The 20,097-nt window shown below is 63.5% G+C and carries 12 protein-coding genes and 2 pseudogenes; 13 read left to right on the top strand and 1 reads right to left on the bottom strand.

Annotated elements, in window-relative coordinates:
* The first annotated feature begins 1 nt into the window (after nucleotide 1).
* From B1A87_RS09325 to B1A87_RS09380, 10 genes and pseudogenes are all read left to right on the top strand, one after another.
* Complete coding sequence (locus tag B1A87_RS09325; protein ID WP_078028497.1) at nucleotides 2-2,329, top strand: FdhF/YdeP family oxidoreductase; 2,328 nt, start codon at nucleotides 2-4, stop codon at nucleotides 2,327-2,329.
* Nucleotides 2,323-2,927: pseudogene (folE, locus tag B1A87_RS09330) on the top strand (GTP cyclohydrolase I FolE). The gene B1A87_RS09325 and the pseudogene folE overlap by 7 nt, the downstream one beginning before the upstream one ends.
* 212 nt (nucleotides 2,928-3,139) lie before the next feature.
* A pseudogene (locus tag B1A87_RS09335) lies at nucleotides 3,140-3,548 on the top strand (heme-binding protein).
* 243 nt (nucleotides 3,549-3,791) lie between these two features.
* Nucleotides 3,792-5,009 (top strand): formaldehyde dehydrogenase, glutathione-independent, encoded by a 1,218-nt coding sequence (gene fdhA / locus B1A87_RS09340; RefSeq protein ID WP_078028498.1) that lies wholly within the window; start codon nucleotides 3,792-3,794, stop codon nucleotides 5,007-5,009.
* Between the two features lie 107 nt (nucleotides 5,010-5,116).
* A complete protein-coding gene (locus tag B1A87_RS09345) occupies nucleotides 5,117-6,433 on the top strand; it encodes a molybdopterin molybdotransferase MoeA (protein WP_395940230.1) in 1,317 nt (438 codons plus the stop codon).
* Nucleotides 6,421-7,302: a formate dehydrogenase accessory sulfurtransferase FdhD gene (gene fdhD, locus B1A87_RS09350; RefSeq protein WP_078028499.1), complete on the top strand. Its 882-nt coding sequence runs from the start codon at nucleotides 6,421-6,423 to the stop codon at nucleotides 7,300-7,302. The genes B1A87_RS09345 and fdhD overlap by 13 nt, the downstream gene beginning before the upstream one ends.
* Nucleotides 7,289-7,786, top strand: a complete 498-nt coding sequence (locus tag B1A87_RS09355; protein WP_078028500.1) for a molybdenum cofactor biosynthesis protein MoaE — start codon at nucleotides 7,289-7,291, stop codon at nucleotides 7,784-7,786. Before fdhD ends, B1A87_RS09355 begins: the two co-directional genes overlap by 14 nt.
* On the top strand, nucleotides 7,783-9,285 hold the full coding sequence (locus B1A87_RS09360; protein ID WP_144275771.1) for a catalase: 1,503 nt from the start codon (nucleotides 7,783-7,785) through the stop codon (nucleotides 9,283-9,285). The genes B1A87_RS09355 and B1A87_RS09360 overlap by 4 nt, the downstream gene beginning before the upstream one ends.
* Nucleotides 9,286-9,483: 198 nt before the next feature.
* Nucleotides 9,484-10,284, top strand: coding sequence for an IclR family transcriptional regulator (locus B1A87_RS09365; protein WP_078026899.1), 801 nt, complete (start codon nucleotides 9,484-9,486; stop codon nucleotides 10,282-10,284).
* 994 nt (nucleotides 10,285-11,278) lie between these two features.
* Nucleotides 11,279-13,306: a BCCT family transporter gene (locus tag B1A87_RS09380; protein ID WP_078026900.1), complete on the top strand. Its 2,028-nt coding sequence runs from the start codon at nucleotides 11,279-11,281 to the stop codon at nucleotides 13,304-13,306.
* 1,304 nt (nucleotides 13,307-14,610) lie between these two features.
* Here the strand turns inward: B1A87_RS09380 and B1A87_RS09390 are convergent.
* Nucleotides 14,611-15,543 (bottom strand): LysR family transcriptional regulator, encoded by a 933-nt coding sequence (locus B1A87_RS09390; RefSeq protein ID WP_078026901.1) that lies wholly within the window; start codon nucleotides 15,541-15,543, stop codon nucleotides 14,611-14,613.
* Nucleotides 15,544-15,704: 161 nt separating this feature from the next.
* Between B1A87_RS09390 and B1A87_RS09395 the strand changes: the two genes are divergently transcribed.
* The 3 genes from B1A87_RS09395 (at nucleotide 15,705) to fdhA (B1A87_RS09405) (ending at nucleotide 19,988) form a co-directional block, all read left to right on the top strand.
* The gene (locus B1A87_RS09395; protein ID WP_078026902.1) at nucleotides 15,705-17,006 is read left to right on the top strand and encodes an SRPBCC family protein; all 1,302 of its coding nucleotides are present in this window, start codon (nucleotides 15,705-15,707) and stop codon (nucleotides 17,004-17,006) included.
* The gene (locus B1A87_RS09400) at nucleotides 17,003-18,418 is read left to right on the top strand and encodes a ferredoxin reductase (protein WP_078026903.1); all 1,416 of its coding nucleotides are present in this window, start codon (nucleotides 17,003-17,005) and stop codon (nucleotides 18,416-18,418) included. Before B1A87_RS09395 ends, B1A87_RS09400 begins: the two co-directional genes overlap by 4 nt.
* A 355-nt stretch (nucleotides 18,419-18,773) precedes the next feature.
* The gene (fdhA, locus tag B1A87_RS09405; protein ID WP_078026904.1) at nucleotides 18,774-19,988 is read left to right on the top strand and encodes a formaldehyde dehydrogenase, glutathione-independent; all 1,215 of its coding nucleotides are present in this window, start codon (nucleotides 18,774-18,776) and stop codon (nucleotides 19,986-19,988) included.
* Nucleotides 19,989-20,097: the final 109 nt, after the last annotated feature.

Consider the following 20,097-nt stretch of genomic DNA (forward strand, 5'->3'; position numbering starts at 1 on the left):
CATGGCTTCCAAAGCCCCCAAGCAGAACATCGACGAGTCAAAACTGACCGTGACGAAGCCGAAGACGACGGCCGTCGGCCTTCCGGCTGTAGCGAACGCGTTGAAAATTTCCCTTGAGCAGATGGGCCCGCTGCGCAGCATCCAGACACTCATGGCTGTCAACCAGGTTGACGGCTTTGACTGCATGGGCTGCGCCTGGCCGGAACACGAAAAGCGCAATGCTGCGGAATTCTGCGAGAACGGCGCCAAGGCAGTGGCCGAAGAAGGCACGCGCCGCCGCGTCACGCCCGAATTCTTCGCACAACACTCCATTGCGGACCTGAAGACGCGCGATGACTTCTGGCTGGGCCAGCAGGGCCGGCTGACGCATCCGATGCTCCTCGACGAAGGCGCAACCCACTACAAGCCCATCGCGTGGGACGACGCTTATGCCCTGATCGCCCAGGAGGTCAGGGACATGGAGCACCCCGACCAGTCGGTCTTCTACACCTCCGGGCGGACATCGAACGAGGCAGCCTTCGCCTACCAGCTCCTCGTTCGCGGCATCGGGACGAACAATTTGCCCGACTGCTCCAACATGTGCCACGAATCGTCCGGCTCGGCACTGGTCGAAACGATCGGTATCGGCAAAGGCTCCGTCAGCCTCACGGACCTGGAAACGGCGTCGTTGATTTTCGTGGCGGGGCAAAATCCCGGCACCAACCACCCGCGTATGCTCAGCGCGCTGGAGAAGGCGAAGAAGAACGGCGCCGTCATCATCTCCGTGAATCCGCTTCCCGAGGCCGGGCTCCTGCGGTTCGAGAATCCGCAGAACATTTCCGGCATGGTGGTGGGCACACAACTGACCGACGACTTCCTCCAAATCCGCGCCGGCGGCGATCAGGCCCTCTTCCAGGGGCTTGGCAAATACCTTCTCGAAGCCGAAGCCCAGGGGCGCAAGACCCCCGGTCTCCCCACTGTGCTGGACCATGAGTTCATCAAGGACCACACCGTTGGCATTGACGAATACCTGCGGTACCTCGAAAAGGCGGAATGGGACGACATCGTCGAAGCCACGGGGCTGACATTGGAACAGATCAGGTCCACGGGCGAGCGGCTCCTGGCCTCGAGCGCCACGATCGTCTGCTGGGCCATGGGCCTGACCCAGCACAAGCACTCGGTTCCCACCCTCCGCGACGTGGTCAACGTCCTGCTTCTGCAAGGCAACATCGGCAAGCCCGGAGCCGGCGTCTGTCCCGTCCGTGGCCACTCCAACGTCCAGGGCGACCGGACCATGGGCATCTTCGAGAAGATGCCGGAGAACTTCCACGACCGGCTTGACGAAGAGTTCCGGTTCCTCTCCCCCCGGGCGCATGGCTTCGACACCGTGGCCGCCATCCGCGCCATGCGGGACGGCAAGGTCCGCGTCTTCATCGGCATGGGCGGCAACTTCGTGCGGGCGGCCCCGGATTCCGACGTCACGGAACAGGCGCTGGCCAACACCCGCCTGACGGTGCAGATCTCCACGAAACTGAACCATTCCCACGTATCGACGGGGCGTCGTGCGCTGATTCTTCCGACGCTCGGACGTACCGAGAAGGACACCCAGCGCACCGGCGACCAGAGGGTGACCGTGGAGGATTCCATGAGTGCGGTCCACGCCTCCCGTGGTCGCCTGAAGCCCGCCAGCGAGCACCTGCATTCCGAAGTGGCCATTGTGTGCAACATCGCCCACAAGATCTTCACCGGCAGCGACAACCTCCCGCTGCCCAATGCCCCCAAAGCCGACTGGCTCGCCATGCGGGATGACTACTCCATCATCCGGAAACACATCGAAGCGGTCCTCAGCGGATTCGAGAATTTCGAGGAGCGGATCCAGAACCCTGGCGGGTTCGTGCTTCCCCACCCACCCCGGGACGCCAGGAGGTTCGATACTGCTTTGGGCAAGGCCCACTTCACAGGCAACGAACTGGAATTCATCAGGGTCCCCGCAGGACGGCTCGTCCTTCAGACCCTGCGCTCCCATGACCAGTACAACACCACCATCTACGGCAAGGATGACCGCTACCGCGGAATCCACGGCGGGCGCCGCGTGGTCATGATCAACGCGGACGACATTACTGAGCTGGGGTTCACGGACGGGGACATGGTCCATCTCATCTCCGAATTCCAGGGGACCGAACGACGCGCCGAGAACTTCCGCATCGTGTCATACTCGACGCCCAAGGGTTGCGCGGCGGCCTACTACCCCGAAACGAACGTCCTCGTGCCGCTTGACTCCGTGGCCGACACCAGCGGCACGCCGACCTCCAAGTCCGTAATCGTGCGGCTTGAGCGGGCCGAATCGTGACCCCTGCCCTGACGACGGAAGCAACCGTCACCCAGGGTGTGGACGGGCCAAGGGTGGAGCGGGCCGTCCGCGAATACCTTCTGGCCATCGGAGAGGACCCCGAAAGGCCGGGACTGGCGGACACCCCGGCCCGCGTAGCCCGCGCCGCCGCGGAAATGTTCGGCGGGCTCCATGAGGATCCCCTGGCAGTCCTGGACAAGACCTTCGACCTCGGCCACGGTGAAATGGTCATCGTTAAGGACATCCCCTTCTACTCCACCTGCGAGCATCACCTGGTGCCGTTCCATGGCGTGGCACATGTGGGCTACATCCCGTCCGCTGAGGGACTCGTGACCGGCCTCGCAAGCTGGCCAGGCTGGTGGACGTCTTTGCGCGAAGGCCGCAGGTCCAGGAGAGGCTCACCACCCAGGTGGTGGACGCACTTGTTAAGTCGCTGCGGCCTCTGGGGGCAATTGTGGTGATCGAGTGCGAGCACCTGTGCATGTCAATGCGGGGCGTCCGCAAGCCAGGGGCAAAGACCATAACGTCCGCAGTCCGTGGTGAACTGCGCCTGCCGGCCGCCCGGGCCGAGGCACTGAGCCTCATCCACGGCCGCTAGGAAATCTCTGGACATGCCCGCACCGCTACAATACGATGTAACTGATATATCTTTATTAACCACAAAAAATATCAGCGTCAGCCTGACGAACGTCGGCCAACAAAATTGCCTGGCTCCGTTCAGCGCAGGGCAGTCTGCCTCAGCCTCTTTAGGACACCAGCCGCCAAAGCTCAACGCCACCGCTCAACACAGACACCTTCAAGGGAGAAACAATGTCTGATATCACCCAAGCGCAGGCCGATGCCGTCCTGGGCGCCGCCCGTGAGTCGGCCCGCGAAACCGGCACCGCCATGAACATCGCCGTGGTGGACGTCGGAGGCAACCTCAAGGCCTTCACCCGCATGGACGGCGCCTGGCTCGGCAGCATCGACATTTCCATCAAGAAGGCCCGCACTGCCCGCTACTTCGACATGGCTACCGGATCCATCGGCGAACTGTCCCAGCCAGGGCCCGCTGTTCAACATCGAAGTCTCCAACGGCGGACTCATCACGTTCCCAGGCGGACTGCCGCTGCACGATGAGGACGGCACTGTCATTGGTGCAATCGGTGTCAGCGGCAGCACCGTGGAGAACGACCACACCGTAGCTTCCGCAGGCGCGGCCGCCCAGCGCCAGGCATGACCGGAATGCTGTGCCACCGGGCACAGCATCCCACTGACAGCCTCCGTCCTCGCGAAGGATGAGCTGTCCCGTTCCCGTAAATGGTGCTTCGATGACCTGAAACCTGGGGAGGTATCCTCATCGAAGCACCGCTTTCGGGCAACGGGGCAGCGCCGGCACTTGCCGGACCAGTGCAAGGCAATCCGACATGGAAGGCCTGGCACCAAACCCCAGCACCACCCCCCCGTAGCCAAAGGAGTGTCCATGTCAGGAAACAGAGCCGTCGCCTACAAGGAACCCGGTGTCGTCGAAATTATCAATACCGACTACCCGACGTTCGAACTCAAGGACGGGCCCGGCGTCAATCCGGCCAATGTGGGCCGGAAAGTACCCCACGGTGCGATCCTGCGCACGGTGACCACCAACATCTGCGGCTCCGACCAGCACATGGTGCGCGGCCGCACCACCGCTCCCAAGGACCTCGTCCTCGGCCATGAAATCACCGGTGAAGTGGTGGAAGTCGGTCCGGACGTGGAGTTCATCAAAGTCGGAGACATCGTCTCCGTACCGTTCAATATCTCCTGTGGCCGTTGCCGGAACTGCAAGGAGCGCAAAACCGGCATCTGCCTGAACGTCAACCCGGACCGGCCGGGCAGCGCCTACGGTTATGTGGACATGGGCGGATGGGTCGGCGGGCAGGCGGAATACGTGCTGGTTCCCTACGCAGACTGGAACCTGCTCAGGTTCCCGGACCGCGACCGGGCCCTGGAAAAGATCATGGACCTGACCATGCTCTCCGACATCTTCCCCACCGGCTTCCACGGCGCCGTCACCGCCGGAGTCGGCGTCGGGTCCACCGTTTATATTGCCGGCGCAGGCCCGGTCGGCCTCGCAGCCGCCGCCGGTGCACAGCTGCTTGGTGCCGCCGTCGTGATTGTTGGTGACATGAACGAGGACCGCCTGGCGCAGGCCCGCTCCTTCGGCTGCGAAACGATAAACGTCTCCAACGGAGATCCGAAGGACCAGATCGAGCAGATCCTCGGAGTTCCCGAGGTGGATTGCGGCGTCGACGCCGTGGGGTTCGAAGCCCGCGGGCACGGCCGAGACGCATCCCACGAAGCCCCGGCAACCGTACTGAATTCCCTCATGGACATCACCGCAGCAGGTGGGGCCCTTGGCATCCCCGGCCTGTACGTCACCGGCGACCCCGGTGGAATTGACGAGGCAGCCAAGCACGGCTCCCTGTCGCTGTCGTTGGGCACAGGGTGGGCAAAATCCCTGTCCTTCACCACCGGCCAGTGCCCCGTCATGTCGTACAACCGGCAGCTGATGATGGCCATCCTGCACGACAAGGTCCAGATCGCCAAAGCAGTGAACGCCACAGCGATCCCGCTTGAGGATGCACCGCGCGGCTACGCCGAATTCGACGCCGGCTCGGCAACAAAGTTCGTACTGAACCCGAACGGATACGTCAAGGCATAGCACCCCCGGCTGACGGGGCCTGGGATTGCGAGGCAGGCACCACGCGGTGCAATCCTTACGGTCCCCGGCCCCGCACTCAAGCCACTACCTTCAGGAAAGGGGCACCATTGCTGGCCCAAAATGCCGCCACCAGCGGCAGCAGTTCGGAGTTGCGCTCTGCATGGCTTCCTTCCGGACATCACTCCGCCACCTGGCTCGAAGCCCGGCAACTGGCTTTCGATTGCGCGGCCCCGCTCGCGCCGGTGGAGGTTCCCCTCGCACTGGCAGCAGGTCACACGCTTACCCGCAACGTCGCCGCCCTTCAAGAACTCCCCCATTACGACTCTTCTGCCATGGACGGCTGGGCCATCAACGGCGGCGGTCCATGGATCCTTGCCGGCCACGAACCCTTTTTGTGCCCCGGGAGTGCCAGCGTCATAGCCACCGGCGGACTCGTACCTGTTGGCGCCCAGTCGATCCTCCGCAAGGAAAGTGGCCAGGTCCACCACGATGCCGACGGCAGCCTTCTCCTGCGGCTCACTGACAACGCCAAGGAAGGCGAGCCGGGCCTGGGCCAACACATTCGTCCGGCGGGCGAGGAAGCTGCTGCCGGTGAGGTGCTGATCCCCGCCGGCACAACACTGAACCCGGGCCACATTGCCCTCGCCGCCGTGGCCGGCCACGACAACCTGCAGGTGCAGACCAAGCCGGTGGTCGGCATCGTATTGACCGGTTCCGAAGTGGTCACGTCAGGCGTTCCGAAACCAGGACATGTCAGGGACACTTTTGGTCCGCAGCTGGGGACGGTCATTTCCCTTCTGGGGGGCACGCCTGCCGGCTCCCTGCGGATCGGGGATTCCTACCCCGAGTGGCTCGCGGCACTTGGCGGTTCTGACGCGTTCCCCGGACGGACGCCGGACCTGACCATAACCACTGGCGGAACCGGCTGTTCCGGGACAGATCATTTTCGCACCGCCATCGCTGCCCTCGGCGGACAGCTGTTGCTAGATGGCATCGCCATGCGGCCGGGCCACCCGGCAGTCCTGGCCGGGCTCCCGGACGGCCGCTTCGTCGTCGGGCTGCCCGGTAACCCCCTGGCAGCAATGATGGCTCTCATCACCATGGGTGCACCACTGCTGGAGGCACTCGGTGGCAAGCCTCTGAGCGCTGTTGGACAGGTGACCTCCGCGGCTGACGTTGATCCGTGCCCCGGCCGTACGCGTCTGATTCCCTGCACGTTCATTGAGGGGCTTGCCTTCCCCACATCGCATACGGGGCCCGGCATGATGCGTGGACTGGCTTGGGCTGACGGCGTCATGGCCGTTCCCCCTGCTGGAGTCCAGTCCGGCGAGCCGGTTCCTGTGCTCCCACTCCCCTGGACGCAGGCCAACGAAACAATCCTTTCCATCACCAAACGAGCACGGAGCACCGCATGGCCCGCATGACACAGCGCCGCAAGATCCACCGCTTCCACCTGGACGGCTCCGGCACCGAATTCCCGGTGCGGTTCAAGGAAGACGTACTCGCCGCCGAGGAGCCCTTGGAAATCCGCCTCGGCGGCCGCTCCTTCGCTGTCACCATGAGGACCCCGGGGGACGATTTTGACCTGGTGGCCGGGTTCCTGGTCTCGGAAGGGATCATCAGTTCCCACTCCGAGCTGGTATCGCTGCGCTTTTGCGCCGGCGATGCCGGAGGAGAACAGACATATAACGTGGTCGAGGCCCGGCTGAGGCCGGATGTACCCATGCCTGAGACCATGCGGCATGTCTACACCTCAAGCTCCTGCGGCATCTGCGGGACAGACTCGATCGACTCGGTCCGCAAGACCCTTCCCTTCGATCCATCCCAGGACACGCTGCAAATTCCCGTGGACGTCCTCGCCGAACTGCCCGAGCGACTTCGCGAGGCCCAGGCGGTCTTCGACAAGACGGGCGGCGTCCATGCGGCCGGCCTGTTCAAGGTGGATGGCGCCAGCCCTGAGTTGCTTTGTCTCCGGGAGGACGTCGGACGCCACAACGCCGTGGACAAAGTGGTGGGATGGGCGCTGCGCCAAAACCTGTTGCCTCTGACTGGCACCGTCCTCCAGGTGTCAGGGCGCGCGTCCTTCGAACTTGTCCAGAAAGCCGCCATGGCCGGCGTTCCCGTCCTGTCTGCTGTAAGCGCGCCCTCAAGCCTGGCCGCCGACCTCGCCGTCGAGGCCGGAGTGACGCTGGTTGGATTCAGCCGGGGACACAGCCTGAACGTCTACGCCGGTCTCGAAAGGCTGGGCCGTCCGCAGAAGGTGGGCCGCGAGGAAACCTATGCCAAGCTTTGACGTCGTCCTCGCCGAGCTCAGCGATGACCCCATCTCGGCGGACCGTGCCGTAGCCGCCGTCCAGGGCGACGAAGCCGGGGCCGTGATCAGCTTCAGCGGAGTGGTCCGGAACCACGACGGCGGCATGGCTGTCAGCAGATTAAGCTACTCGGCCCACCCCACGGCGCATCACATCTTCGCCGAAGTCGTGGCGGAATTGGTCGTGGAGCATGCCGGAAAGGCCGACCAGCCGGTCCGAATCTGGGCCGCCCACCGCGTCGGGATGCTGGAGGTGGGTGATCCTGCACTGGTCTGTGCCGTGTCAGCAGCCCACCGTGGCCAGGCGTTTGAGGTGTGCTCACAGCTTGTGGACCGTATCAAGGCCCGTGTGCCCATCTGGAAGGAGCAATTCTTCGCAGACGGCACCGTGGAATGGGTCGGCGCACCCAAAAACTTCCCGCCGAACGAAACTAAGCAAGAACCCAAACAAGAAGGAGAAAGATGACTTCGAACATCTCTGCGCCCGCAGTGTCCACGACACAGTCCGGCGCTCCCGTCACGTCCGACGCCCACTCCCAGGCAACCGGTGCCGACGGCGCCATCATCCTGACCGACCACTACCTGGTCGAGAAGCTGGCCCAGTTCAACCGCGAGCGTGTCCCGGAGCGTGTGGTGCACGCCAAGGGTGGCGGCGCATTCGGCTCCTTCAAGGCCACCGAGGACGTCTCCAAGTACACCAAGGCCGCGTTCCTGCAGCCGGGCGTGGAGACCGAGATGCTGATCCGCTTCTCCTCGGTCGCCGGCGAGAACGGCTCCCCCGACACCTGGCGCGATCCCCGCGGCTTCGCCGTCAAGTTCTACACCTCCGAGGGCAACTACGACCTCGTCGGCAACAACACCCCGGTGTTCTTCATCCGCGACGGCATCAAGTTCCCGGACTTCATCCACTCGCAGAAGCGCCTCCCGGGCACGCACCTCCGCGACGCCGACATGCAGTGGGACTTCTGGACCCTCTCACCCGAGTCCGCGCACCAGGTCACCTGGCTCATGGGCGACCGCGGCCTGCCGGCTTCCTGGCGCGAAATGCAGGGCTACGGCTCGCACACCTACCAGTGGATCAACGCCGAGGGCGAGCGCTTCTGGGTCAAGTACCACTTCAAGTCCAACCAGGGCGTGAAGTCCATGACCGGCGACGAAGCAGAAGCGCTGGCGGGCTCGGACGCGGACTTCTACATCCGCGACCTGCAGGAAAACATCGCCGCCGGCAACTTCCCCTCCTGGGACCTGCACGTCCAGGTCATGCCGTACGAGGACGCCAAGACCTACCGCTTCAACCCGTTCGACCTCACCAAGGTGTGGCCGCACGCTGACTACCCGCTGATCAAGGTGGGCACCATGGAGCTGAACCGGAACCCGGAGAACTACTTCGCGCAGATCGAACAGGCCACCTTCGCGCCGTCGAACTTCGTCCCGGGCATCGCCGCGTCCCCGGACAAGATGCTGCAGGCCCGCATCTTCTCCTACGCTGACGCACACCGTTACCGCGTGGGCACCAACCACGCCCAGATCCCGGTGAACCAGCCGAAGAACCAGGTCAACAACTACAGCCAGGACGGCGCCGGGCGTTACCACTTCAACGCCCCGTCCGTTCCGGTCTACGCCCCCAACTCGGTGGGCGGTCCGGCTGCCGTTGAGCCGCAGAGCCCGGCCGGCGGCTGGGAGAACGACGGCGCGCTGACGCTCGCCGCGCACTCCCTGCACGCAGAGGACGGCGACTTCGTCCAGGCCGGCGCGCTGTACCGCGAGGTGTTCAACGACGGCGAGAAGGCCCGCCTGCTGGAGACCATCACCGGCGCCGTGGGCGGCGTCAAGAGCCCGGGCATCAAGGAACGCGCCATCCAGTACTGGACCAACGTGGACGCCGAACTCGGCGCCAAACTGCGCGCCAACCTCGGCGCAGGCCAGACCGAATCCGACGCAGAAGCAGCCAACAAAGTCGGCTAGTCCGTAGCAACCGAAGGGGCACCCCGCATTTGGGGTGCCCCTTCTTCCTTAACCTTGGGTTTGCTCGGCCCCGTGAAGGCTGAGGCGTCGGCTGACGAGCCAGCGCCCGAGCCGGTCTAGGATGAAACATGACGAGGTGGCAGTTCGGCTGGGACTTCCAGGCCTGGGTACTCCGCATGGACAAGGACGCGAGGCGACATGGCCGCAGGCAACGACCCGGATAAGGGCGTAGACGCACAGGGCGGAGGCGTCCAATCGGTGGACCGTGCCCTCCAGATCCTGGATATCCTTGCGCGTGAGGGTGATGCCGGCGTCAGTGAGATCGCTGAGGAGATGGGCGTCCACAAATCCACGGTATCCCGCCTGGTGGGGTCTCTGGTGGGCCGGGAACTGGTCCGCCAGAACAGCGAACGCGGCAAGTACCAGCTCGGCTTTGGAATCCTGCGACTGGCGTCGTCCATCCCAAGCCGATTGAGCGTGGTGCGTGAGGCTAGGGACGTCTTAGAGAGCCTCGCTGCGCGATACAAGGAAACAGTGAATTTGGCTGTCCTGCGATCGAATTACGCCGTCAACGTGGACCAGGCCATGGGCCCCTCCACGCTCGCAACCTACGACTGGGTCGGCAGCCTGACACCCCTTCATGCCACGTCGAGCGGCAAGGTTTTGCTTGCAGCCCTTCCGGCCGACGAAAGGGACACAATCCTCAAGACATTGGGCCTGCCAGCCCGCACCCCGCGTACCGTGACAAATCGTGCGCAACTGGAGAAGCAGCTGCTCGAAATTTCCCGGCAAGGCTATGCGGTCGTCCACGAGGAGTTCGAAATCGGCCTGTCAGCGGTCGCAGTTCCCATCAATAACCATATTGGGAATGTAATCGCCTCCGTGAGTATCTCCGGTCCTGCGTTCCGGTTCACTCCGGAAGAGGATCCCGGACTCATCGAGGGGCTCCGCGCGGCTGGACTGTCCATTAGCGCGAAAATGGGCTACAGACTCCGATAGCCCCGACCGCAGTGGTCGGGTTTATCGGAGGGCAATTGGACGCACGGATATCTAGTCGAAATGAACGTCCCCTGCAACTTCCTGAGTACAGCGTGGAAAGCGTGATGTGGCGCTCGCTCGGAACAGTCCCCGCCCTTCGCCTAGATCTTTGATCCCATGGCTGGTGGCAGCGTTCGCGCGGTCAAAGTCTTGTTGGTTTACACGGTGGACGTTCTTTCCGCTCTTAACGACGCTGGTCAGGTACAACCAGTCACACTGGACGATAGCGTGGCCTGCAGCCACCGGGAAGCACTGCGGCATCTGCGGGAATTCGGCGTCCGTCAGCCAATAGGACTCCGGCAACCTCTCGGTCGGTCGTGTCGTTCGGGGGCGCCTGAGATAAGTTTGCTGCCTTTCGAGGTGTGGAGTGTCTCCACGGTGGTGCCCATGTGCAGGCAGGGGCGCGGAGAGGCAGCGAGCGACGCTTCAACGACAGCAAGCGTCCCCATATGTCACCCATCAGGTGCCTTCTACGCAACAACATTCGCGATATGCAACAGCTGACATATCGCACGCTGCGTGTCAACGTTCCGGGCAAATCCGCGAAAACCCTTGACATCCGCTAATCTCAGGCGCAACCTGTTGCTTAGTGCGATCACCGTTGAGTCATGCGGAACGATCCCGTCGCAACTCACTTGGCGCGAACCTAATTTCCTCAACAAAAAAGAGGTGCCCCATGCTCAATGCCTGCCCGCTCAGTGAGCTCGCTCGCTGGCTGACGGCTATGTAGAGCACTGCTGGGTGGAGTGCCCGCTTCAGGCCTCTAGGATCAACCTCCGCACCAGAGCCCTGGGTGCGCCCCCGGCCAAACTGCCGATCCGCGCCCAGTGCAAATCATCGACGGCAACATCACCGTCCTTGAATCGGGGGGAGACCCACAACATTCCCCCCGGGCTTACCCTCAAGGCCCTGTTTTAACCGCAAGCCCATCATCCGCCGAGCAAAGGATTCGCTCATGGCTATAAGCAATGACTTAAAACCGTTAACCCCCGAGGAGTTGCCCGCCGACGACGCTTTGGCAGCAACTCCCCCCAACGAAGAGCCCGAAAGTACGCGAAAGACCAAAACAGTCATCGATGTCCCCGCGGGAGAAAACACCAACCCCGCAGTCCTCGATCCGGAGGACGGAGCCGCGGAGGGCCTGCCGGACTCTGAAGAATACGAACAGATCCTGCAAGAGCTTCGAACTGCCAGGACCGAACACGCCGTTTCGGCACGCCGGAATATCAGACTTACGCTCGACAAAGTCACCTTCGGGATCACGGGCGCCATCGCCATCGCCTTTGTGGTCTGGGGCTTTATCGGCCGTGACAGCCTCGCCTCGTCCTCCACTGTTGCCCTGAACTGGGTCATGGAGAACACCGGATGGCTCTTCATGCTCCTGGCCTCACTCTTCGTGGTCTTCGTCCTCTGGCTGGCCCTGGGCAAGTTCGGCAACATCCCGCTGGGCAAGGACGGCGAAAAACCCGAATTCCGCACCGTCTCCTGGGTCTCCATGATGTTCGCCGCCGGCATGGGCATCGGCCTCATGTTCTACGGCGTGGCCGAACCGCTCTACCACTACATCTCTCCCCCGCCAGGAACCGTAGACGGCCGCACCCCAGCAGCCATCCAGACCGCCATGGCCACCTCCATCTTCCACTGGACCCTGCACCCCTGGGCCATGTACGCAGTGGTAGGCATCGCCATGGCCTACGGCACCTACCGCCTGGGCCGCCGCCAACTGATCTCTGTCGCCTTCACCTCACTCTTCGGCGCCAGGAGGGTCGAAGGGCCAATCGGGAAATTCATCAACATCCTCGCCATCTTCGCCACCCTCTTCGGCACCGCCGCCTCCCTGGGCCTGGGCGCCCTCCAGATCGGCAGCGGCATGACCTCCAACGGCTGGTTCGGCGAAATCGGCACCCCCATCCTCGTCGGAATCGTCGCCGTCCTGACCTTATGCTTCGTCGCCTCGGCCGTCTCCGGCATCAGCCGCGGCATCCAGTGGCTCTCCAACATCAACATGGTCCTGGCCGTCGTCCTGGCACTCATTGTCTTCATCGCCGGCCCCACCCTGTTCATCCTCAACCTGATCCCCTCCTCCGTCGGCGACTACGTCCGCGACCTGGCCGAAATGTCCTCCCGGACCGAAGCGGTCGGCGATGAAGCACTGCGGAGCTGGATGACCAGCTGGACCATCTTCTACTGGGCCTGGTGGATCTCCTGGACGCCCTTCGTCGGACTTTTCATCGCCCGCATCAGCCGCGGCCGCACCATCCGCCAGTTCGTCACCGGCGTCCTGCTGGTGCCCAGCGTCGTCAGCGTGATCTGGTTCGGTATCTTCGGCGGAGCCGCTTTCCACGTCCAGCAGGAAGCCGATAAGGCAGGCACCCCCGGGCTGGTAACCACCGTCAACGGAACACCCTCGGTCAACTTCGACGGAGCCCTCTTCGACCTGGTCAAAAACCTCTCCATGCCCGAATGGCTCACCGCAGCCGTCATCGTCCTGGCCATGGTCCTGGTCGCGATCTTCTTCATCACCGGCGCCGACGCGGCCTCCATCGTGATGGGATCCCTCAGCTCCAACGGCGCCGAACACCCCCGCCGCGGAGTAGTCATCTTCTGGGGCAGCCTCACGGGCGCCGTGGCGGCGGTCATGCTCCTGGCCGGAGGCGACGAACCCTCCGAAGCCCTCGCCGGCCTACAACGCATCACCATCGTCGCAGCCCTGCCCTTCGTCATCGTCATGCTCCTGCTCTGCTTCGCCCTCGCCAAAGACCTACGCCGCGACCCCCTGTCCCTACGGCGGCGCCTGGCCACATCCGTCGTCGAACGCGCCATCCGCACCGGCGTCGAACAACACGGCGGCGTCCAATTCGACCTCGTCACGAAACATGACTGCGCTGATTCATGCCCGGACCCGGACTCCCACCAGGGGGGCACCCACACCGGCAGCATCCCCACCGTCCAGGCCCGGCAAACGGACCGGGACAGAAAATAGATTCACCCCCCCCACTCACAACCGCCCCGGTGGCACGCGGCATCCCAGCCCGTGCCACCCGGGCACACCCACACCAACGCACAACAAAGGTCACCCACATGTCCCAGCGCCACGACCAAGAGCAGACCCTCCGAATCAGCAGCGAAGGAAAGGAATCCGTAGACATCCAACTACAGTCCTCAAACCCAGTGACCGTTCGACTGCAACTGGACGGGGGCTGCAACTGCAACCACAACGAAAACCGCCCCGCCTCCTATATCGACAGCGACCTTGGCCCCCGCTGACAACGGCAGCACCGGCCTGAGTAGTGGCTGGACGGCCCTAGTTGCAGCAGCCTGTGCGTATTCTAGGCATTCCGGATGGTGTCCCTGTTCGCCCGACTAATCGTTTCGCCACGGTGATGATCTCTAGGCACGAAAGATGCCCGCGGGCTGCCAGTTGGCCAACCATGCCGCATCGGACACAACAGTCTTTCGGCCAGGGATGTTGCGTGCGCTCGTAGCATTGGCCAAGAGAACCGGCAGGTATCCTCCAGAACGTAGTAGGAATCAAACATTCGTGCTCTCAGCAACAGTCCGCGGTTCCCGTGGAGGTCTTCCTAGCCACGCCAGGCAGCGGGCCAAACTCGGCACCATTGACACATCGGCTCCATCCACGACAGACAGACAAATGTCATAAAGCGCTCGGACCACCCTTGGAACCAGACGCCTAGCAGCCCGGGCATTTTCGACCCTCACTGTGCGGGGCAGCCGCTGGCCCGTTAAGCAGAAAGCGCGCTGCGGTCCTCACGGCCTCCCGTCAACGTGCGGCCCCGGATTGCGCCCCGGGACGCCCAGGCCATCGCAATCACGGTCCCTGACCGCGAACCCGCATTAGCCAAACACCAACGCCCGCCTTCCATCTACGGAGGGCGGGCGTTGGGTCGTTAAGATACAGGTCCCTAGTGCTACTGGGCCCCTGTCGGCAGGCTAGTGAGCCATGCGACCAAGTCTTCATTGCGATGGGTGGTTTCGTCATGCCGTAGCGTCGGGAGTGTCCGCAAACGGTGGATCCACGGTTGGCATAGTCCAGGAACGGCACGAACTCCCTCCGGGCGCTCTCCCACAGCCGGGCCACCGCCGGGCATCGCCGGCCCCACGTGGCCGAGACTTCCGCGAACCGTTCTTTTGGCCGCGGCCTCCGACGGCGCCGTGTAGACGGGACGCAGATCCCTCGAGTGCGGCGCAGAAGGCCGGCCGCGCGGACGCGTCGCCACCTTCTGGACCTCTGTCGGCCCGCAGGCAACGAATCACGGCCCTGCGATTTCAGAGATCGTCTTCGGGTCGGGCGGCGAGGATCCGTTTGGCTCTGACCTGCAGGATGCCGAGCGACTCCTGGATCAGGGGCGATGCGATGCTGCCCCTCCGGACCGCGGCGACAATGCGGCGCGAGGGCTTCCCTTTGCCCGTGATGCGCAGTCGAACCACGTTTTCGGCACTACGCAGGGGTGCCAGTCGCGGCAGCAGGCCCACGCCCAGCCCCGCACCAACGAAGGCGATCTGCGTTTCCCATTCAACGGCCTCATGGGCAATCCTCGGTGTCACCCCGACTGCCGTGAACGCTGCGGTGAACAGTGAATGGTAGGTGGACCCGGCGGCCTCAGTGATCCAGGGCTCCGACGCTAGCTCTTCGAGCGTCACCGTTTCCCGCGATGCCAACGGATGGTCGGAGGGAATGATCACATCCAGGGGATCGTCGAGCAGGACCATCTGCTCGAAGCGCGGATCGTCCTCAACATAGGTGTCGGACTGCATGGCGACGATGACCGCGAGGTCGATTCGCTCGGCAACCAACAAGTCGAAACAGCGGGCCGGATTGGCCTCAAGTACCTGCACCTCCAGCAGGGGTCGTGTTGAGCGCAGGGTGGCGGCCAGCGGCGCGAGCAACTGGGCGGCCGCCGTGGAGAATCCGCCAAGGCCAAAACGGGACGGCACTTGGTCGCCAGCCTCCATGGCCGCTGCGCGCAGGCGCTCCCATTCGGCAATGAGGGTGTCCGCGCCAGCCACGAGAAAGCGGCCCGTGGCGGTCAGCCGCACGCCCCGGCCGTCCTTCGTCAGCAGCTGCATTCCAAGCAGGCGCTGGAGCTCCCGCAATTGCGCGGAGACGGCAGAGGGGGAATAACCCGTGAGCTCCGCCGTTGCGCCAATGGTGCCGCACCGGGCAAACACCCGAAGTGTGATGAGTCTCGCATCAATCATGCACCTATTGTGCACGGTTATCTTCCAAATGTTGCGCTTTTGTTGCTGTTCAATCGTCCCTAATCTCATGAGTACAAGGTTTTTGACAACGCCGCTCGCACCCCGTGCAGCCGTGGTCCCGACGAAACACACACTTACCCACGCCTCCCGGGAGGAAACACATGTCTGCTCCAGTCTTGCCCCTCAACTCACGCGGAAAACTCGCTTCATCCTTGCCTGCAGAGCAGCTGGCGGAAATCAGCGGGTTGTTCGAGTTCCGGCGCAAGGGATATTCCCTCGATGCCCCCTTCTACACCGATCCCACGATTTTCAAAATCGACATGGAAGCCATTTTTGGCCAGCACTGGATCTTTGCCGCCAGCATCGCCGAACTGCCGGAGCCGGGCGACTACGTTACCGTCGACTACGGGCCCTACTCCCTGATCGTGCTGCGTAACGACGATGGCGGCGTGAACGTCCTGCACAACGTATGCCGGCACCGCGGCGCCCGCGTCCTGACCGAGCCCGCTGGGTCAACAGGAAACCTGGTCTGCGGCTACCACTCTTGGACGTACTCCCCGGAGGGCAATCTGATCCATGCTTCGGCGCCGGGGGAAACCAAGTTCGACAAGGGCTGTTTCGGCCTCAAGCGCGCACACAGCCGCGTGGTCGCCGGGCTCATCTTCGTCTGCATTGCCGACGAACCGCCAACCGACTTCGACGAAACCTCAAAGATCTTCGAGCCATACCTCGCGCCCCACGATCTGTCGAAGACTAAAGTCGCCTACCAGCAGAACATCATCGAGGAGGGCAACTGGAAGCTCGTCATGGAGAACAACCGTGAGTGCTACCACTGCGACGGACACCCGGAGCTCGCCTGTTCCCTCTTTCCCACCTGGGGACTGACGGAGGGCCTGATCCCGGCCCATCTCGAAGAAGTGTGGGACCGCAACAAGGAAGCCCAGTCCTCGCTCGAGGAGCGTTGCCGCCGCTATGGCCTTCCCTACGAAGTGGTGGAGGAGCTCGACACACGCATCGCCGGAATCCGCATCTCACGTGAATCGCTCGATGGAGAGGGCGAATCGTTCTCGCCCGATGGGCGCAGACTCTCCAAGAAGCTGCTCGGTGACTTGCCGGACTTCCGCCTTGGCCGCTGCTCGATGCACCTGCAGCCCAACAGCTGGTTCCACTTCCAGAGCGACCACGTCATCACGTTCGGCGTCTTTCCCGTCAACGAACACCAGACCCTGGTACGCACCACCTGGCTGGTAGCTGACGACGCCGTGGAAGGCGTTGACTACGATCTGGACAAACTCACCTACACCTGGAAGCAGACAAACCTGCAGGACAAGGCGTTCGTGGAGTTGTGCCAGCAGGGTGCCGGAAGCCCGGCCTACGAGCCCGGCCCGTACATGAAGAGTGAGTACCAGGTGGAGGCGTTCATCAACTGGTACGTGCAGCGCGTGCAGGAGCACTTGGCATGATTGAACTCCTCAGAGAGACGACAATCCAGGAGCCACAGCGCATTCGCGGTCTTGAGATGCCGTGGAACAGGGTAATGGGCAGCACCGAGGCACCCGCCCGTGCTGCCCGTGCACTGGGCCCCTGGCATCCACAGGAGTTCATGGCCGAATGTGTGGAGACCGTTCCCGAGGCGGGCGGCTTGATGACCTTCGTGTTCCGCCGCTGCGACGGTGCGCCCCTGGCGTTCCGTGCGGGCCAGTATGTGAACGTCGCGTTTCCGGTGAACGGCGAGGACCAGGATCCCGTGGACCGCAGCTATTCGCTGTCCAGTTCCCCAACCGAGCCGTGGACCTTCAACATCAGCGTCAAACGCGACCCCACAGGACTGGTTTCACCGTGGGTGCACGAGAATGTCAAACCCGGCACCGTCCTCGAGATGCTCGGACCGGTCGGCGCATTCCACTTGCCGGATGCCGACCGGCGGGCGCGGTACCTCTTGCTGGCCGCCGGCGCAGGAATTACCCCCATCATGTCCATGGTGCGGACCATTCACTCCTTGCCCGGACAGGCCGATGTTGTGGTGCTCTATCACGGAGCGGAGGCCGGAGGCTTTGCCTTCCACCAGGAGCTGGCCTACATCGCCTCCGTGGACTCGCGCATCAAGGTCTTCTACTCCTTGGGTGACCGCAGCAAACCCGAGGGGTGGGAAGGGCTCAGCGGAAGGCTGACGGCAGCCATGCTGGACGAGGTGGCCCCCGACGCCAACGGCCGCCAGGTCTATGCCTGCGGCCCCGAGGGTTACTTGAACACCGCCACCGAGCTCCTAGGGAAGGTTGGCGTCGACGACACCTCCATTTACATGGAATTCTTCTCGGGAGACCGTCAGACTCTCCTTGAATACCAGGCGGAGCTCGCGCTGGCAGTGGACATTGCCGAAGAAATCGCCGAGGAAATCGCCGATTCCGCCGAGGGCTACTACGAAAGCCAGCCCACGGCGTTCGGGCTCTACGAGCCCGGCTACGACGCCGAGGGGCCCCTTAAGGCCACGGGGCTGCCGCTGGAAACCGTCGACCCGGACGCATCCAGTTCCGATGCCTCCTACGGCAGCTCGGGCATGGGGCAAGAGACCGATTCCCCTGATGCCTCGAGCTTCGACACGGTGGGAACAGGCAGCCTGACCCTGTCCTTCATGCGCACTGGCATCAACGTGCGGATCGACCCCACGGAACACATCCTCGGTGTGGCCCAGCGTGCGGGCGTCAGGATCGGCGCGAACTGCCAGGAAGGCATGTGCGGCTCCTGCAAGGTCGTCAAGCTTTCCGGGGAGGTCGAGATGAACCACCAAGGAGGGATCCGGGCACGGGAAATCGATGCAGGGAAGTTCCTGCCGTGCTGCTCCACAGCGCGGACCGATTTGGTGATCGATGCGTAGCCCCTTCCAGCTGCTCTAGGCCTGTAGGGATTGAAGGCACGGCAAGAATACAAGTGCGAGAATGCCACGTGTGGCTTTTCGCTTGCCTCCTATGGATCCGCGGGCTCCCCCGCGCACCTCATGCATTCCCGAGACATAGACGCACCAACCGGATCGCGGCGTGTGCGATTACGATGCCGCCCACCAGCTCCCCATCCATCGCTACAGCCGGCCGTCGTGGCCCCATGACGATATGCACTGTAAGTAGCAATTGACCCAACTTCCTTCAGGAAGACTGACAACAACGACCTCAGAGACAATCGGATGCGACCAGCCTCACCGTGAGGGTTCGATCGCCAACCATAGGAGCCATTCAATGTCAGGTAACAAAGCCGTTGCATACAAGGCGCCGGGGATCGTGGAAATCATCGATACCCCGTATCCCACCTTTGAACTGAAGGCCGGCCCCGGCGTCAATCCCATCAATGTCGGCCGGAAGGTCCCGCACGGGGTCATCCTGCGCACCGTGAGCACCAACATCTGCGGCTCGGACCAGCACATGGTTCGTGGCCGAACGACCGCCCCCGCCGGTCTCGTCCTGGGCCACGAGATCACCGGGGAGGTCATCGAGACCGGGCCCGACGTCGAGTTCATCAAGGTCGGGGACATCGTCTCGGTCCCCTTCAACATCTCATGCGGGCGCTGCCGGAACTGCAAGGAGGGCAAGACTGGGATCTGCCTGAACGTGAACCCGGACCGTCCCGGATCCGCCTACGGCTATGTCGACATGGGCGGATGGGTCGGCGGGCAGGCGGAATTCGTCCTGGTCCCTTACGCGGACTGGAACCTGCTGCGGTTCCCCGATCGGGACCAGGCCCTGGAGAAGATCATGGACCTGACCATGCTCTCGGACATCCTCCCGACCGGTTTCCACGGGGCCGTCACGGCAGGTGTCGGCGTCGGGTCCACCGTCTATGTTGCCGGGGCCGGTCCCGTCGGGCTTGCCGCGGCCGCCAGCGCCCAACTGCTGGGAGCCGCGGTGGTCATCGTGGGGGATCTCAATGAGGATCGCCTGGCCCAGGCCCGATCCTTTGGCTGCGAAACCGTCAATGTGGCCAACGGTGACCCGGCTGACCAGATCGAGCAGCTTCTCGGTGTCAGGGAGGTCGATGCCGGTATCGACGCTGTCGGTTTCGAGGCCCGCGGACACGGTGCCGGGGCCCAGGAGGCGCCGGCCACCGTGCTCAATTCGCTGATGGACCTCACCGCCGCCGGCGGGTCCGTAGGCATTCCCGGCCTTTACGTCACCGGGGATCCTGGTGCCGCGGACGAGGCGGCCCAGAAGGGCAGCCTGTCCCTTACCCTGGGCACCGGCTGGGCGAAGTCGCTCTCCTTCACGACCGGACAGTGCCCGGTGATGAAGTACAACCGGCAGCTGATGATGGCGATCCTGCACGACAGGATCCAGATCGCCAAGGCGGTCAACGCCACGGCCATTTCGCTCCTGGATGCCCCGCGGGGGTACGCGGAATTCGATGCCGGGGCCGCCACGAAGTATGTCCTAGACCCGAACGGCTACCTCAGCAACTAGTCCGGGGTAGAGGAGGGAGTTCCCTCCAGACAGGCGAGAGCGGTCGGTGCACCACCCAGACCGTGCGCGTGGTGCACCGACCGCGTCGTCTTGACGAAGAAACCACTCG

The organism is Arthrobacter sp. KBS0703, assembly GCF_002008315.2.
Lineage (GTDB): Bacteria > Actinomycetota > Actinomycetes > Actinomycetales > Micrococcaceae > Arthrobacter.

What these genes read in the sequence shown, in the direction of transcription:
- B1A87_RS09325 (WP_078028497.1), top strand. Translation starts at nt 2, where the DNA reads ATGGCTTCCAAAGCCCCCAAGCAGAACATCGACGAGTCAAAACTGACC.
- fdhA (WP_078028498.1), top strand. Translation starts at nt 3,792, where the DNA reads ATGTCAGGAAACAGAGCCGTCGCCTACAAGGAACCCGGTGTCGTCGAA.
- fdhD (WP_078028499.1), top strand. Translation starts at nt 6,421, where the DNA reads ATGGCCCGCATGACACAGCGCCGCAAGATCCACCGCTTCCACCTGGAC.
- B1A87_RS09355 (WP_078028500.1), top strand. Translation starts at nt 7,289, where the DNA reads ATGCCAAGCTTTGACGTCGTCCTCGCCGAGCTCAGCGATGACCCCATC.
- B1A87_RS09360 (WP_144275771.1), top strand. Translation starts at nt 7,783, where the DNA reads ATGACTTCGAACATCTCTGCGCCCGCAGTGTCCACGACACAGTCCGGC.
- B1A87_RS09365 (WP_078026899.1), top strand. Translation starts at nt 9,484, where the DNA reads ATGGCCGCAGGCAACGACCCGGATAAGGGCGTAGACGCACAGGGCGGA.
- B1A87_RS09380 (WP_078026900.1), top strand. Translation starts at nt 11,279, where the DNA reads ATGGCTATAAGCAATGACTTAAAACCGTTAACCCCCGAGGAGTTGCCC.
- B1A87_RS09390 (WP_078026901.1), bottom strand. Translation starts at nt 15,543, where the DNA reads ATGATTGATGCGAGACTCATCACACTTCGGGTGTTTGCCCGGTGCGGC.
- B1A87_RS09395 (WP_078026902.1), top strand. Translation starts at nt 15,705, where the DNA reads ATGTCTGCTCCAGTCTTGCCCCTCAACTCACGCGGAAAACTCGCTTCA.
- B1A87_RS09400 (WP_078026903.1), top strand. Translation starts at nt 17,003, where the DNA reads ATGATTGAACTCCTCAGAGAGACGACAATCCAGGAGCCACAGCGCATT.
- fdhA (WP_078026904.1), top strand. Translation starts at nt 18,774, where the DNA reads ATGTCAGGTAACAAAGCCGTTGCATACAAGGCGCCGGGGATCGTGGAA.